This is a genomic window from Endozoicomonas sp. ISHI1, assembly GCF_024606225.1.
GTDB lineage: Bacteria > Pseudomonadota > Gammaproteobacteria > Pseudomonadales > Endozoicomonadaceae > Endozoicomonas_A.
In genome coordinates, this window is the sequence record NZ_JAGRPU010000026.1 from 51,097 (window position 1) to 67,428 (window position 16,332).

Here is a 16,332-nt window from a genome sequence, read left to right on the forward strand (position 1 = left end):
TGCCGTTATGCGGCTTTTCGTATGGGTTGGTTTAGGACAAAAATCACCCATTCCTGGATACAAAAACAATGCATGACTCAACATTTAAAACAGTTTCAGTAATAGGTCTTGGTTATATAGGCCTACCTACAGCGGCCATGTTTGCTTCCCGCAAGATGAACGTTATTGGGGTGGACGTGAACCAGCAGGCTGTTGACACCATCAATGATGGTAAAATCCATATTGTTGAGCCCGATCTGGACATGCTGGTGAGTGCTGCTGTTACTGCTGGTTATCTGCGGGCAACAATAACACCTGTACCTGCAGATGCTTTTTTGGTGGCAGTACCAACTCCTTTCAAAGAGGGGTACGAACCAGACCTTTCTTATATTGAATCGGCAACCAAAGCCATTGCTCCGGTACTTAAAAAAGGCGATCTGGTTGTACTGGAATCCACCTCACCGGTGGGTGCCACAGAACAAATGGCGCAGTGGATTGCAGATGCCAGACCGGATCTGTTGGTACCGTTCAGTGAAAAAGAGAATGGTGACTTATATATTGCCCACTGCCCTGAACGAGTTCTGCCGGGCTATGTGGTAAAAGAACTGGTAGAGAACGACAGGGTCATCGGCGGTATTAACCGCGAAAGCTCCCAAAAAGCGGTTGAACTCTATAAAACCTTTGTAATGGGTGAATGCATTATCACCAATGCTCGCACTGCAGAAATGGCAAAGCTCACCGAGAACGCATCCAGAGATGTATCCATCGCTTTTGCCAATGAACTGTCTGTGATCTGTGACGAGCTTGATGTCAATGTTTGGGAATTGATTGAACTGGCAAACCGTCATCCACGAGTGAACATACTACAACCAGGTCCTGGTGTAGGTGGTCACTGTATTGCTGTTGACCCTTGGTTTATTGTCAGCAAAACACCAGAAAAGGCCAGGCTGATTCGCCAGGCACGGGTAACAAATGACAGTAAGCCTGCATGGGTAATTGAAAAAGTTAAACAGAAAGTGGAGCAACTTCTGGCAGACCATCCCAATAAAAAGCGGGAAGAGGTTACTGTTGCCTGCTTTGGTTTGGCGTTTAAGCCAGATATTGATGATTTACGGGAAAGCCCGGCACTGCAGATTACCCGAGAACTGTTTAATACCTTAGATTGTAAAGTAATTGTCGTTGAGCCGAATGTAGAATCCCTGAAAGAAGATTTTGAGCTGGTGAATCTGGATACAGCATTTACCAAAGCGGATATATATGTACTGTTGGTTGATCATTATCAATTCAAGCGATTTAAACCTTCGGTTGGTTATACGGTTGATACTAGGGGTATCTGGGTTTAATAAAATAATCGCGGCAAGCTTATGCGATGCACAATGAAAGACTTTACCACGATTTTTCTATTATTAAATTAAGTATAAAATTAAGCTCAAAAAATGATGACTGACAGGAAAAATTGGTTAATAAAATTTTATCTTATATGTATAATTATACCTGTTTTTTATTTTCCAGGTGAGGGCGTATTCCAGGGTACTAGTCTCGATGGCTCATTTACTCTCCCCATCTCTCTTTATGTGCTATTTTTTGTTATCATATTTCGATTAAGATATATTAAAAGATTACTGTACAAAGACAGTCAATTGATTTTTATTTTTCTCATCTTCTCAACATTATCATTTCTTTTTGTTTCTATACTTAGTCAAAATGCAGACCCTAGTTTATATCTTATTTCTATAGTTCCGTTCATACTCTCATATTGTGTCGGATATGTTATAAGTGAACTTTATGTTAATAAAGAAATAGACCTAGCGGAATGTCTAAGATTGACCTGTGCTATATCTACATTCTTTTGCATACTACATATAGTAGCCTCCATAGAATCGTATGGTTTTTTAGAAGCATTTGCATTCAGGGGGGAAGACAGTATTTTTGGTTTTTTTTCGATTTATCAAAAACTAGTCTATTATCCGACCATTCTTAGTTGCATATTTATAATCTCACTATTTCAAAAAAACAAAGTCTATTCAGCAATCATTCTTGTAGATATTTTAATCATAGGCTCAAGGGAATCGGTTTTAATATCAAGTATTGGCCTATTGTCTTACATACAATATCTTTATAAAAGCGGTGAGTATTATAGAGCCCTGATTTACACTTGTGGTGCTGCTTTTGTTGTTATTGTTCTAGTTTTTTCCTCATCTTTTTGGCTTGGAATGCTGAGTGAATCCGTGCTAATAAATAAATTTATTAGCATTGCACATTCAGGTGATATTTCCGCTGGTAGATTGAGTGCTATCAATAAGGTTTTTAGCGAAACAGGGGAAGATTTAAATATTTTTTGGGGTACAGGCTATTCCATGATAGTAGGTGACTTTAGAACACCACATAATCAGTTTCTTGAGGTGTTTTTAAGAGGAGGTCTAATAAGCACGGTTGTTTTTCTACTTGTTATAATTCACTCTGTAAGTAATGGCGTGAAGGCTGCTATGCACTCCGACTATAAAGATGGAAGTACATATTCTCTTCTTATTGTAATGTGTGTAATTATTTTAATTTCATTCAATGTTAACACGCCACTAAGGGCACCATTTTCTGGAATTTTATTTGGAACAATTCTTGGTTTTTTCTTTAATACTAAGTTAAGGAAAAATATTTGAGCATTTTTGTTTTAAGACTGTTTCAACAAGGGTTACTATTTTTAAGCGTATTTTTAACACTGACGTTTGGAGGTGAAGAAGTATATGTGAGATTTAATGAAATAATATTTATTTTATCTTTACTTACCTGCGTTATTCAGCCAGTTCTTAATTCAATTTGGAGGGGAGTTTTACGATTAAGCAGCGTTTTAAATGTAACATTTATACTCCTTTTAGTTTTGTTGCCAATAGGCTTGATGCACAGCACGAGCACTTTTCTAATCTTAATTTATTTATCGTTCAGAATTCTAGAACGATTTTTTTATGTAGATTGTGCTATAAACCATGGAATTTATCGCTCACAGAAGAACCTATCTTTAGTATATTTTTTTGAGTTACTTCTTCTTTTTTTTTCATGGCTACTGTCTAAAGATGATATTAATCTTACAGTAAGATTAATGGCTTCCATTTTAGCTTATAGTATTACACTGATGGCTGTTTTGATATTTAGTAAAAATCTATTACTTTATCATTTTAATGTAAGGTCTTTTTTACAAGAAGCGTCGAAATTAATCGATGAATCTATACGATCACTGGGTTCTTTTTTTTATTTCCTAATTTTTACTATTTTGGCGGGTATGGACAGGTTATATATTCAAGATTTTGCAGATAATCAAAGCGTAGATTTCGTTACTTCTTACTTGTTTTATTTGTCTATATTTGTAGCTTTTTTTGGATTATGTACTTTTAATTTTGATCAGATAAGAAAGATGATTCTAGATAAGAAGGAAGTTAAGTATAGAAACTTTATTCTTCCTGTATTTCTTGGCTTTCTCTCTATCGCTGCAGTCTTATGTTTTTTAAATGTCTTTTTCGTTGATTTTTTAAATATATTAAAAATTCCACAAATTAATCTAATTGAAATCCTATTTTTGTCGATATTTGTTTTTTCTATTTACGTAACAATGCTTGTTGCTACTTCGCTTATACAAGCAGGCAGTTTTTTTTTACCCATTGTCATTGGACTTTTTCTAGTCATAACGAAAGTAATAATCAGTTTCCTGTATGAGCCTTGTCTGGCTAATATTATTACGTCTTTATTCGCAATAGTATTTGCTATTTTTCTATACAATAAGTCGATTATAACCACTTAAGTATATTTATAATGAAAGTTGTAATTTTTGGTAAGGTATCACCACCTATTGGTGGAGTAACAAAATCAGTTGAAAATTTAACTAATTCTCTAAAAGCTAAGAATATTAATATTGTTTTGTGTCAAGGCTTGGATTTTGTTGGCGTGATTAAAAAGGGTAGAGAAGCTTTTCTTCATGCAAATTGCTCTATCCAATGGAAGCGTTTTCTTTTAACGTTACTAGGGAAATTATTTTTTAAAAAAAACATATTTACTGTACATGGATCTGTTTATGAAGTAGAAGGATTTCGAAATTTATTTAATAGGCTATCTGTTTATTTCTCTGATGGCGTTATAGTTTGGAATAAGGGTGTGTATGATACCATAAAAAGTTTTTCTCCTAACAAGCCGATCTTGAAATCACCTTGCATATACAGGGAAGGTTTCTGTTTTAACATCAATGATACGTCTTACTTCGATCGAAAGGATGGGTGTCAATATATCCTCTTATATGCCCATACAAAAACAAAATTCAAACAGAATGATATTTATGGCGTTGAGTTTGTTTTAAAAAATTTACACTCATTTCCTGATAATGTTTATTTGGTTTTTCAGGATTTAAGCGGACAATACTTAAATGATGTCAAAACCATTTCTGATGTTGTAAAAGACAAAATTATTTATCTGAAAGGTGAGGTTGATTTTCCAAGCTTACTTTGCTCTATTGATCTGTATATAAGACCAACATCAATTGATGGGACTTCAATTGCAATACTGGAGTCTCAAGCACTTAATATTCGTGTCCTTGCTAGCGATGTAGTAGAAAGACCTAGAGGTGTCACTTTATACAGATTTATGGACGACCTTGATTTTATTAAAAAAATAAAAACATCCTTAAATGATCAGAAGCCACATTTAGGTAGGCAGGAAATTGATTCTATTGATAGCTATATAGGCTTCCTGAGTTCAATCTAGTACAAGATTAAAAAAACTTTGTGCAAATATCTTGTGGTGAACTAACTCTTCAGGTTATTTATTAAGTAAATTTTTAATTAAATTTTATTCATGAATATTAAAGAAATAATATATCAGAAGTCACCTGTTTGTCTGCAAAATCTATTCTGTACAATGTACGGTTATATTGAAAGCAAAAAGAGATTTAACGATCAGTTCAGATTTTTTCTTTCTGATCTGATATGCAAAGAGTGGCTTGGAAAAAATCAAATTGAATATTATAAAAAGCAAAAAATTACAAACCTTATTTTTTGGTCAGTGAAAACACCTTTCTATTCAAAATTCATTACTAAAGATTTGAGCAAGATTGTTACTAATCCTTATGATGTGCTTTCAGAAATGCCTATTTTGACTAAGGAGACTGTTGTTAATAATTACGCTTCTTTGCATAATAAAACAACCACTCAAAACTACCTCATAAAAACAAGTGGGACTACAGGTAAAGCTCTGCGCATGATTAAAACATACAATGATACAGCCATGCAGTGGGGGGTATGGTTTCGACACAGGCACAGATTTGGCGTGAGCTATAAGGACTTAAGTGTAAATTTTACAGGAAAGCTGGTTGTACCTAGTAAACAGGTTAAGCCTCCCTTCTGGCGATACAATAAAGCCCAGAATCAATATCTCATTAATATGCAGCATATTAATGGAAAAAACATTGGTTGCATCGTTGAGTTTCTGAATACTATTTCACCTGTATTTTATAGTGGTTATCCAAGCATTATCTCTGAAGTATCTAGGCTAGCGAATAGTTTTGGTCTTGCACTAAATGAAAGTTCAAAACCGAGAGTCATCTTTTGTGGTGCAGAAAACACCCTTGATTACCAAAAGGATGAAATGTCTATATTTACTGGTGCAATTATCACCGATCAGTATGGGCTAACGGAAGGCAACTGTAACCTATCCAAGTGCTTACATGGCTATTACCATGAGGACTTTGAGTTTTGCCATGTGGAACTTATTGATGAAGTAACATTACCAGACGGTAGAAAGAGGGGGCGCCTAGTTGGTACAGGCTTTTATAACGAAGCCTTTCCATTGTTGCGTTATGACACGGGAGATATTGCTATTGCTATGCCTGATGACTTTAAATGCCCTTGCGGTAGGCATAGTAAGGTTTTTCATAGTATAGAAGGTCGAGTTGATGACTATGTGCTGACAGTTGATGGTAGAAAGGTAATGCGTTTTGACTATCTATTTAAAGATACCGGTGATATCGAAGAAGCTCAGGTTGTGCAAAACGAATTAAAGAAAATCGCCATTCGTATAAAACTACGCTCTGGAGAAAATATTGGTTCGTTAGAAAAAATACTGCGTCAAAGAGTCAAGGACATTATCTGCCCCCAACTTTTGGTTGATTTTTACTATGTTGATCAAATAGAAAAATCTTCAACCGGTAAATTCAAAGCTGTTGTTAACAATATCGAGCATTAAGATTGTGTACCAAATCCTCCAAAACATGTCCACCGGTGAAACCACACTGGTTGAAGCTCCGTCTCCCAAATCTAAAACCGGCCAGCTATTAATACAAAGTAAAACGTCGCTAATTTCTGCTGGCACGGAACGTATGCTAGTTGAATTCGGTCAGGCCAACCTATTAGAAAAAGCACGACAGCAGCCAGACAAAGTAAAAATGGTGATCGAAAAAGTGCGTACCGATGGTTTGGCTGCCACACTGGATGCCATCAAGTCGAAACTGGATCAGCCATTGCCATTAGGCTATTGCCATACGGGTGTCGTACTTGAAACGGGCAATGGTGTTACAGGGTTTTCTGTTGGTGACCGAGTGGTCAGTAATGGCCCTCATGCAGATATTGTGCGGGTGCCACAGAACCTGTGTGCGAAGATTCCAGATAATGTAGACGATGAATCGGCAGCCTTTACCGTCCTTGCAGCGATTGGCTTACAAGGCGTTCGACTGGCCCAACCAACGCTGGGTGAATGCGTGGTGGTAACCGGCCTTGGTCTAATTGGTTTGTTGACGGTTCAGCTGCTTCGTGCCCAAGGTTGTCGGGTACTGGGTGTTGATTTTGATGAAGATAAATTGGCGCTGGCTCGGTTGTTTGGTGCTGAAACGGTTAATCTTGCTCAGGGTGAAGACCCAGTTGCGGCAGGTATGGCGTTTTCCCGGGGTAAAGGCGTGGATGCCGTATTGATAACCGCCAGCACTAAATCTAATGATCCAGTGACTCAAGCTGCACGCATGAGTCGTAAACGTGGCCGCATTATTATGGTAGGGGTTACCGGGCTTAATCTGAGCCGGGCGGACTTTTATGAAAAAGAGCTCACTTTCCAGGTTTCCTGCTCTTACGGTCCAGGGCGTTACGATAGCAACTATGAAGAAAAGGGGCAGGACTATCCAATGGGTTTTGTCCGATGGACTGAGCAGCGCAACTTTGAAGCCATTCTGGATATGATGGCGGATGAGAGGCTGGATATGAAGCCATTGATCTCTCATCGGTTTGTTTTTAATGATGCCCTGAAAGCCTATCAAACCTTAACGGATGAACCGAATACATTGGGTATACTTTTGCAGTATCCGCAGCAAACGTTTGAGGCGTTGCGCGTTGAACGGGTGATGTTGTCTGATGAGGCATCGGTTTATCACCCCAATGATCCGGTATGCGGGTTTATTGGAGCTGGCAATTATGCATCACGTATTCTTATCCCTGCGTTTGAAAAAGCCAGGGCAAAATTTCACACTATTGTTACTAGCGGAGGTGTAAGTGGTGTTCATCATGGCAAGAAGGCTGGTTTTACTGAGGCTTCCACCTCTGTTGATGACATGCTGGCTAAACCTGCTATCAATACCGTCACCATTGTCACTCAGCACAACAGCCATGCTGCTTTTGTCGCTAAGGCTTTGCAAGCAGGCAAAAATGTGTTCGTAGAAAAGCCACTGGCTCTCAATCATGATGAAATCGACGGTATAGTTGAAGCGCTGGGCGTAGCGGAAATTCAGCCGCGTTTGATGGTTGGTTATAATCGACGCTTCTCCCCACAGATTCAGAAAATGAAAACTCTGTTGGATGCTATAAAAGAACCCAAGTCTTTTATAATGACCATGAATGCGGGAGCTATTCCGGCTGATCACTGGACTCAGGATCCAGCTGTCGGCGGTGGACGTATATTAGGTGAAGCCTGTCACTATATTGATCTAATGCGGTACCTCGCGGGCAGTCCTATAACCAGTTATCAGTCCACCCAGGTTGGTAACGTGCCTTCGGTGGCGATTCGGGAAGACAAAGCAGCCATTATGTTGAATTTTGCTGATGGCTCTTTTGGTGTGATCCACTACCTTGCTAATGGTGGTAGCAGTTTCCCCAAAGAGCGTATTGAAGTATTCGCTGCCGGTGCTACCCTACAGATCGACAATTACCGCAGGATGACCGGCTACAACTGGCCCGGATTTAGAAAGATGAATCTGAATAAACAGAACAAAGGTCAGGAAGCTTGTGCTGAGGCATTTCTAAACTCTATTCGTGAGGGAAGGCCTGCACCAATTCCACTGGAAGAAATTATTGAGGTGGCACGAGTAACGGTGGATGTGGTTGATGCCTTGCGTGAGGGTTAGGTTTTCCAACTCTTTGCTACTGTAGCGCTGACTGCTGTGGCTGTCGAAGAGCGAAGTCAGCTGTTATCAGCTTTCAATTTTGTTCTGACTATATGGAAATAGGGAAAGCATTAAATGTCAATTCTACAATATTCAATGATTTGACCTGTTTCCAAATTCAATTTCTAAATTTATAAGAATTCGTGCTCAATAAAATCAATACTTACAGAAAACTCGGTATTGTAAATCTCGCCGATGTTTTGTTTTATCGCTTGAAAAAAAAGGCAGGGTTGTACCAAAAACAGATGCCAGTTTCTTTTTTACCGGTCAAACCTCTGTTTCGTGGTGATTGCGTTAATCGTGCTTTTGGTGATAAGTGTGCGATTCAACAACAGGCTGACGAACTCTTGTCTGGCAAGTTTACTTTTTTTTCCTGCCAGACTGTGCAGTTACCCGTTCCTCCGAAATGGCGTTGTACTCCTGAGGGTGTTGAGGCAGGTAATGCAACGACGCACTGGTCAGCTATTTTGGATTTCAATCCAGAAGTTGGTGATATCAAGCGAGTATGGGAGCTTTCTCGTTTTGACTGGTTGCTTGTTTTAGCAAGAGCCTTTTGTCATACCCAAGAGACTCGCTATCTAGATGCGCTTAATCACTGGCTTATAGATTGGTGTCGGGAAAATCCAGTCAATGGCGGGCCGAACTGGAAGTGTGGGCAGGAAGCATCAATAAGAGTGATGCAGACACTGCTGGCGGCTTTTATTTTGGGTGAGCACTCAGAACCCAAATCAGTTATGGTTGATTTTGTGCTGGCACATTGTCATCGGATAGCACCCACCTTGGCATATGCTATGGCACAGGATAATAACCACGGTACCAGTGAAGCTGCTGCACTTTTTATCGCTGGTATCTGGCTTCAACAACTACCCATTACGCTTGTTAAAGCAGAGGATAGGCTCGATGCAGAACACTTTGCTAAAGTGGGTCGGAGATGGTTGGAGAATCGAGTTAACAAGCTTATCGAAAACGATGGCAGTTTTTCTCAGTACTCGGTGAATTATCACAGGGTCATGTTAGATACCTACAGTATGGTTGAGTTCTGGCGTAAGCAATTGTCAGAACCGGCTTTCAGCTGCACATTCTATCAAAAGTTAAAAGCGGCTACTGAGTGGCTGTGCATGATGACCCAACCAGCAACCGGTGATGCACCCAATCTTGGAGCTAATGACGGTGCACGATTATTTGTGCTCTCAGATACCGATTACCGTGATTTTCGGCCTTCTGTACAGTTGGCCAGTGCTCTATTTAATAAACACCGGGCTTATCCCCCTGGTGCCTGGGACCAATCTTTGTCATGGCTTGGTATTGATGTAAAAGATACCCATTACCTTGTGCGGTTTTCCAATTGTTTTGATCAAGGTGGGTATTGCTTTCTTAGTGATCTTGCTTCTGATACTGAGCTTTATTTACGTTACCCACGTTTTCGTTTTAGGCCTAATCAGGCTGATCTGCTCCATCTTGATCTCTGGCATCAGGGTAAAAATATTATTCGTGACGGTGGTAGTTTTAGCTATAACACAGGTGAACCTTGGCAGAGTTATTTTCCCGGTACAGCAAGCCACAGCACTGTACAATTTGATAACAGGGATCAAATGCCCAAAGTTAGTCGTTTTCTTTTTAGTGATTGGTCAGAGCCATTTAAGGTTTCCAGTATCACTTATGAAAGAGGAACCCAAGTTTGGTCTTGTGGCTATCGTGATGCTTGGGGTGCTGAACACTATCGCAAAGTTACCTTGGGTTCCGGTTGCTTAATAGTGACTGATAAGATCAAGGGATTTAATGAAAATGCAGTGCTTCGTTGGCGGTTGATGCCTGGTAATTGGTCTTTAGATGATAATCAGCTTTCCCTTGATGGCATTCGATTAACAATTAACAGTCATTCAACATTAACACGTATCGAACTAATAACCGGTTTTGAGTCACGTCACTACGGTGAAAAGACGCCGCTGCCAGTTCTGGAAGTTGAAGTTAATACCTGTTCAACTATTGAGACTATTTTCGTGTTTGAATGACAAAGAAGTCACAAATTCAATTTTTAAAAATCAAAATCTATATACAACATTTATCAAATGAAGCTTCTTTACTTCCATCAACATTTTAGTACGCCAAAAGGTTCAGCAGGTATTCGTTCCTATGCAATGGCCAAACGACTGGTTGAAAAAGGCCATCAGGTCACTATGGTTTGCGGTTCATACAGTGGTGGACATACCGGGTTGGAACAACCTTTTGACAAAGGTGTACGTCGGGGTATGGTGGATGGAATCAATGTTATAGAGTTCCAACTTGAATATTCCAATCAGGATGGCTTTGTTAAACGTACAACCCTTTTTTTCAAGTTTGCCCTGAAAAGTATTAGCGTTGCACTTTCTGAACACTATGACTTGTTGTTTGCCACCAGTACTCCTCTGACAGCAGCCATACCCGGTATTATTGCTCGTTGGTTGCGTGGTAAGCCGTTTGTTTTTGAGGTGCGCGATCTTTGGCCCGAACTACCCAGAGAGATGGGTGTCATTAATAACCCTATAGTGCTTTGGGCTATGGGAAGGCTAGAATGGGCAGCCTATAAAAGTGCTCATCGGTTGATTGGCCTCTCTCCGGGAATAGTCGATGGTATTGCCCGACTGAATATTCCACGTCATAAAATTGCCATGATTCCAAATGGTTGTGATCTGACACTTTTTGGTAATGCAAATGCTAAAAGCTGGCGTCCATCAGGAGTAAAGGATACTGATTTAATGGCCGTTTTTGCGGGGACTCATGGTATTGCCAATGGTCTGGATTCAGTTCTTGATGCAGCTCTGGTTTTAAAGAAAGATGGTAGAAATGATATTAAATTCGTTCTTATCGGCCAAGGTAAAGTTAAAGAAAAAATGATAAGACGTGCTAAACAGGAAGGCTTGGATAATATTATTTTTCATGATCCTGTTAGTAAAGAAAAACTTTCTGGATTAATGGCTGCGACTGACGTAGGTTTGCAAGTCCTTGCAAATGTACCAGCATTTTATTATGGCACTTCACCCAATAAATTTTTCGATTATATTGCCTGTGGCCTTCCTGTGCTAAATAACTACCCAGGGTGGCTGGCAGATATGATTAATGAAAATGATTGTGGACTTACAGTTCCGCCTGAAGATGCTAAAGCTTTTGCAGATTCGCTGGTGTATTTGGCAGATCATCGTGAAAAGTTACTTGGGATGAGTGCAGCTGCTAGTAAACTAGCAAAAAAAAGGTTTGATAGAAGTAAACTATCACAGCAATTTGCTGATTGGCTGGTCACAGGAAGTTCTAATAATGCTTAAGCGTCTCATAGATATTTTTGGTTCGTTTGTTGGCTTGATTATTTTCAGCCCTGTTATTGGTATAATTTATTTAAAAATTCGAAAATCTATGGGTAGCCCTGTTCTTTTTCGTCAAACTCGTCCAGGTAAAGACGGCAAACCTTTTGAGATGGTCAAGTTTCGTACCATGCTCGATGCCTATGATGAACAAGGTTTTCCTTTGGCAGATTGCGAACGAATGACAGATTTCGGCCGCTGGTTGCGAGCAACAAGCCTGGACGAGCTACCAGAACTCTGGAATGTTTTAAAAGGTGATATGAGCTTGGTAGGTCCAAGACCTTTATTGATGCAGTACCTATCGCTGTACTCAAAAGAACAGTATCGACGACACGAGGTTAAACCTGGAATTACAGGTTGGGCTCAAATTAATGGTCGAAATGCTATATCTTGGGATGATAAATTTAAACTCGATATATGGTATGTTGAGAATCAATCATTCTGGCTTGATGTAAAGATTTTGTTTTTGACTATAAAGAAGGTGCTACTTAAAAAAGATATTAGTGCACAAGAACATGCAACAATGCCATTCTTTACCGGGTCTGATAAAGACCTTACTAATCAAGAGTTAAATAGTAAGAAAGGCTAACACAGTTATGGAACTTCTAATTCTTGGTGCAGGTGGGCATGCTAAAGTTGTTGCTGACGCGGCCTTGGCTAGTGGCCAATGGAGTGGTGTTGCTTTCCTGGATGATCGCTTTCCAGAGTTGAAGTTTATTGGTAAATGGTCTGTGATTGGCCGTGTCACTGATCTAAAAGACTTTATTGATAAATTTCCGTTTATGGCACTTGGCGTAGGTGTTAATTATGATAATCACCGCTTGACGTGGCTTGAACAAGGTTTAAAAGCGGGTGCACAATTCCCTCCGGTTATTCATCCTTCTGCAGTTATAAGTCCATTTTCTAAAATTGGGGCTGGTACTGTTGTTTTTGCTGGTGCTATTGTCAACGTGGATTCTGAAATTGGTAATGCTTGTATTCTGAATACAGGCTGCACTGTAGATCATGACTGTATGATTGGAGATGGTTCACATATTTCACCCGGGGCATCACTTGCGGGCTGTGTTTCTATAGGCAAGCGGGTCTGGGTAGGAATGCGAGCTTCTGTCATTCAGGGTTTATCAGTATATTCTGATGTGGTCATTGGTGCGGGTGCTGTAGTAATTAATGATGTACCGGTTGGAGCTAAAATGATTGGTGTACCTGCTAAGCGAGTCATTTGAACATAAATGCTTTAAATTATTGCATTTATTTCCTTCCTTGATTTTTCAATGTTTATATTTTTAGTGATTACTACATAAATGCTTAATAACAATTTCTCACCTTGGCCTTCTTTCACTGAGGAAGAAGCCAGCGCTGTTTCACAAACCTTGCTCTCTAATAAAGTTAACTACTGGACTGGAACGCAGGGCCGGGAGTTCGAAAAGGAATTTGCTACTTGGTCTGGCACAAAACATGCGGTAGCCGTAGCAAATGGGACACTTGCTCTTGAACTTGCCTTGAAAGCTTTGAACATCCAATCAGGAGACGAGGTAGTTGTCACATCCCGTACTTTTCTTGCATCAGCCAGTGCTATCGTTTTGGCGGGTGCCATTCCAGTATTTGCTGATGTGGACAGAGATTCGCAAAATATAACCGCAGAAACCATTCAGAAGGTTATAACACCTAAAACGAAAGCTGTTATCTGTGTACATCTGGCAGGTTGGCCCTGTGAAATGGACGACATTATGGATTTGGCTGATCGCCATAACCTGTTTGTCATTGAAGACTGTGCTCAGGCTCATGGTGCTACTTATAAGGGCCAATGTGTTGGCTCTATTGGTCATATTGGCGCCTGGTCTTTTTGTCAGGACAAGATTATGACAACGGGCGGAGAGGGCGGCATGGTCACGACCAATGATGAAGGATTATGGAAAAAAATGTGGTCGTATAAAGACCACGGTAAGTCATATGATGCAGTTTATAAGACTCAGCATCCGCCGGGCTTTCGGTGGCTTCATGAGTCATTCGGTAGCAACTGGCGGCTCACGGAAATGCAGTCTGCTATAGGCCGTATTCAGCTTCAAAGAATGTCAGAATGGAGCAATAAACGACAGATTAATGCAGAAGCTATAAGAGATGTGTCTCGGGAATTTGCAGCTTTGCGTATACCTGAAGTCCCACAGTATATTAAACATGCGTTCTATAAATATTACCTTTTTGTTCAGCCTGAAAAACTGAAGGAAGGGTGGACAAGAGATAGGGTTGTTGCTGAAATTCAATCCAGGGGTGTTCCTTGCTTGCATGGTTCTTGTTCAGAAATTTATATGGAGAAAGCATTTGATAATACAGGGCTTCAACCTGAGCAACGACTCCCAGTAGCTCAAGAACTAGGAGAGAGTAGTCTAATGTTTCTTGTTCATCCAACTCTAAAAGATGACGAAATAAATAAAACTGTAGAAGTTCTTCGAGACGTTATGCGTCATGCCTCTCAAGTTGAGCTTTAACCTTTGGGTTTGATAAGAATGCGCAACACACTGCTCTCTCTCCCACGCTCAAGTAAACGGCTAGTTGCATTGCTATTCGATTCAATAGCAATAATCTTCTGTTTGTGGATGGCGTTTTATATTCGCCTGAGTATGGTTGACCCCTTTACTCGCTATTATCCAGCCTTTATTGTTGCTGTGGCAGTCACCTTGCCTTTTCTGGTTAAAATGGGACTTTATAGAGCTGTCCTGCGGTATATGGGCTCTGACTCTCTTATCGTCATCTTTAAAGCATGTTCCTATGCTGCTATCTGCCTGATGTTGGTTGGGTTTCTCTCCGGACAGGCCCAACTTCCACGCTCTATTCCTTTTATATACTGGCTCCTGTTGCTGCCGACTATGACTATCACACGCTACGTGATTAGAAGCTGGTTATTAGAGGAATCCATAGCAGATATCTTTCCTGAATTTTTCCCTAGCAGGCAAAGGCACTCACGCCGGGGAATTCCTGTCGCCATTTATGGCGCCGGGGCTGCGGGAGTGCAGGTGATGTCCGCTTTAGACAGGGGGATTGAGTACCAGCCAGTCGCTTTTTTAGATGATAAGCCGGACAATGCCGGTCGTGCTATTCAAGGGAGGCGTATATACCGACCCTCAAGTTTCGGGCAAATGGTGCAGGAAACAGGCGTTCAGGAGGTGTTACTGGCCATACCCTCTGCGAGCAGGCTAAGGCGAAAAGAGATTGTTCAGACACTTGAGCAGCACGGACTGCCTATTCGAACAATACCTGCCGTGTCTGATCTGGCTAGCGGTCGAATGAAAATGCAGGAAATTCAGCCTGTTGATATCGGTGACGTCCTTGGCAGAGACGAGGTGGAGCCAAGACAAGATCTCTTGGAAAAGTGTATCACTGGTAAAGTGGTGATGGTCACTGGCGCAGGTGGTTCTATTGGTTCTGAACTCTGTCGGCAGATTCTTAAAAGGAAGCCTTTATGTCTTGTGCTTTATGAGCACAGTGAGTTCAGCTTATATTCTGTCGAACAGGATTTAATAAAGACACAAAATAGTTCAAATGACTGTAAAGCGGTTCAGATTGCAGCAGTGCTGGGTTCGGTCAATAATCCGGAGCGATTAATTGAAACCTTGCGAAGATTTTCTGTGGATACGGTTTATCACGCTGCTGCCTATAAGCATGTACCTATTGTTGAACATAATATAGAAGAAGGTTTACGAAATAATACGTTAGGAACACTTTATGCCGCACAAGCCGCGATTGTTACTCAGGTAGAGCGCTTTGTCTTGGTATCTACTGATAAGGCAGTGCGGCCCACAAATGTTATGGGTGCCTCAAAGCGCCTGGCAGAAATGGCTTTGCAGGGGTTGGCTGCTGAACTTTCAGTAAAACTGTTCCACTCGGACAGGTTTGGCGTTGTGGCAGAAACAAAAATACCGGTTAATACCTGTTTTACAATGGTCCGGTTTGGAAATGTATTGGGTTCCAGTGGCTCTGTCATCCCGGCGTTTCGTGAGCAGATCCGGGTTGGTGGCCCTGTGACGGTGACTCATCCAGACATCAATCGTTATTTTATGACAATTCCAGAGGCTGCTCTTTTGGTGATTCAAGCCGGTGCTATGGCCAGCGGAGGTGAGGTTTTTGTACTGGATATGGGGAAACCTGTCAAAATAGCCAATCTGGCAAAGCGGATGATTAATTTATCCGGCTTAACTCTCAAAGACGAAAGTAATCCTGAAGGTGATATTGAAATTGTCTACACGGGTTTACGCCCTGGTGAAAAGCTCTATGAAGAACTGTTGATTGGAGACAATGTGGCAGGTACCAGCCATCCTAAAATCAGTATGGCTATGGAAAGCAAAGAATCCTGGAATGACTATAGACTGGCTTTGGAGACTATTTTTGAGGTGGCACGAGATGGGCGTTTCACTGATCTGAGAAATCTGCTTTCCAGCTATGTGAATGGTTTTAGTCCAACGTCTGATGTTGTGGACTGGATGGATCGGTCCAGACAAGCTGAATCAAATCCTGAGCGAGCGGTTTTGAACTATCATTGAGTTGTCGTTTGCCAGGGTTTTTGCTTAATTCCTGTCTATATTGATCGGCTCATATTTCAGAAATGATCGGTGAGCCAGATGCAAA

General features: G+C 40.7%; 12 protein-coding genes. All 12 read left to right on the forward strand.

Translation table 11 applies throughout. The features are described from left to right. The first annotated feature begins 68 nt into the window (after positions 1-68). The 12 genes from wecC to KBW69_RS16200 all read left to right on the forward strand — a co-directional run bounded on the left by wecC (position 69) and on the right by KBW69_RS16200 (position 16,247). Positions 69-1,322 (forward strand): UDP-N-acetyl-D-mannosamine dehydrogenase, encoded by a 1,254-nt coding sequence (gene wecC, locus KBW69_RS16145; protein ID WP_257281513.1) that lies wholly within the window; start codon positions 69-71, stop codon positions 1,320-1,322. 297 nt (positions 1,323-1,619) lie between these two features. Continuing rightward, entirely contained in the window at positions 1,620-2,636 is a 1,017-nt protein-coding gene (locus KBW69_RS16150) for a hypothetical protein (RefSeq protein ID WP_257281514.1), read from the forward strand. A gap of 437 nt (positions 2,637-3,073) precedes the next feature. Then, on the forward strand, positions 3,074-3,769 hold the full coding sequence (locus KBW69_RS16155; RefSeq protein ID WP_257281515.1) for a hypothetical protein: 696 nt from the start codon (positions 3,074-3,076) through the stop codon (positions 3,767-3,769). Positions 3,770-3,780: 11 nt separating this feature from the next. Then, on the forward strand, positions 3,781-4,722 hold the full coding sequence (locus tag KBW69_RS16160; protein ID WP_257281516.1) for a hypothetical protein: 942 nt from the start codon (positions 3,781-3,783) through the stop codon (positions 4,720-4,722). 90 nt (positions 4,723-4,812) lie between these two features. After that, positions 4,813-6,198, forward strand: a complete 1,386-nt coding sequence (locus KBW69_RS16165) for a hypothetical protein (RefSeq protein WP_257281517.1) — start codon at positions 4,813-4,815, stop codon at positions 6,196-6,198. Between the two features lie 133 nt (positions 6,199-6,331). After that, a complete protein-coding gene (locus tag KBW69_RS16170) occupies positions 6,332-8,338 on the forward strand; it encodes a bi-domain-containing oxidoreductase (RefSeq protein WP_257281518.1) in 2,007 nt (668 codons plus the stop codon). 182 nt (positions 8,339-8,520) lie between these two features. Further along, the gene (locus KBW69_RS16175) at positions 8,521-10,389 is read left to right on the forward strand and encodes a heparinase II/III family protein (RefSeq protein ID WP_257281519.1); all 1,869 of its coding nucleotides are present in this window, start codon (positions 8,521-8,523) and stop codon (positions 10,387-10,389) included. A gap of 57 nt (positions 10,390-10,446) precedes the next feature. Further along, positions 10,447-11,676 carry a glycosyltransferase family 4 protein gene (locus KBW69_RS16180; RefSeq protein ID WP_257281520.1) on the forward strand — a complete coding sequence of 410 codons (1,230 nt, stop codon included), beginning with the start codon at positions 10,447-10,449 and terminating at the stop codon, positions 11,674-11,676. Further along, complete coding sequence (locus KBW69_RS16185) at positions 11,669-12,301, forward strand: sugar transferase (protein WP_257281521.1); 633 nt, start codon at positions 11,669-11,671, stop codon at positions 12,299-12,301. Before KBW69_RS16180 ends, KBW69_RS16185 begins: the two co-directional genes overlap by 8 nt. 7 nt (positions 12,302-12,308) lie before the next feature. Further along, positions 12,309-12,935, forward strand: coding sequence for an acetyltransferase (locus KBW69_RS16190; protein ID WP_257281522.1), 627 nt, complete (start codon positions 12,309-12,311; stop codon positions 12,933-12,935). A 78-nt stretch (positions 12,936-13,013) separates the two neighbouring features. Further along, positions 13,014-14,198, forward strand: a complete 1,185-nt coding sequence (locus tag KBW69_RS16195; RefSeq protein WP_257281523.1) for a DegT/DnrJ/EryC1/StrS aminotransferase family protein — start codon at positions 13,014-13,016, stop codon at positions 14,196-14,198. Between the two features lie 108 nt (positions 14,199-14,306). Beyond that, a complete protein-coding gene (locus tag KBW69_RS16200; RefSeq protein ID WP_257281524.1) occupies positions 14,307-16,247 on the forward strand; it encodes a nucleoside-diphosphate sugar epimerase/dehydratase in 1,941 nt (646 codons plus the stop codon). The last annotated feature ends 85 nt before the right edge of the window (positions 16,248-16,332 follow it).

Bases quoted from the DNA above. Each gene is read 5' to 3' on its own strand.
- wecC (WP_257281513.1), top strand. From the start codon at position 69: ATGCATGACTCAACATTTAAAACAGTTTCAGTAATAGGTCTTGGTTAT.
- KBW69_RS16155 (WP_257281515.1), top strand. From the start codon at position 3,074: ATGGCTTCCATTTTAGCTTATAGTATTACACTGATGGCTGTTTTGATA.
- KBW69_RS16170 (WP_257281518.1), top strand. From the start codon at position 6,332: ATGCTAGTTGAATTCGGTCAGGCCAACCTATTAGAAAAAGCACGACAG.
- KBW69_RS16160 (WP_257281516.1), top strand. From the start codon at position 3,781: ATGAAAGTTGTAATTTTTGGTAAGGTATCACCACCTATTGGTGGAGTA.
- KBW69_RS16165 (WP_257281517.1), top strand. From the start codon at position 4,813: ATGAATATTAAAGAAATAATATATCAGAAGTCACCTGTTTGTCTGCAA.
- KBW69_RS16180 (WP_257281520.1), top strand. From the start codon at position 10,447: ATGAAGCTTCTTTACTTCCATCAACATTTTAGTACGCCAAAAGGTTCA.
- KBW69_RS16200 (WP_257281524.1), top strand. From the start codon at position 14,307: ATGGCGTTTTATATTCGCCTGAGTATGGTTGACCCCTTTACTCGCTAT.
- KBW69_RS16185 (WP_257281521.1), top strand. From the start codon at position 11,669: ATGCTTAAGCGTCTCATAGATATTTTTGGTTCGTTTGTTGGCTTGATT.
- KBW69_RS16195 (WP_257281523.1), top strand. From the start codon at position 13,014: ATGCTTAATAACAATTTCTCACCTTGGCCTTCTTTCACTGAGGAAGAA.
- KBW69_RS16190 (WP_257281522.1), top strand. From the start codon at position 12,309: ATGGAACTTCTAATTCTTGGTGCAGGTGGGCATGCTAAAGTTGTTGCT.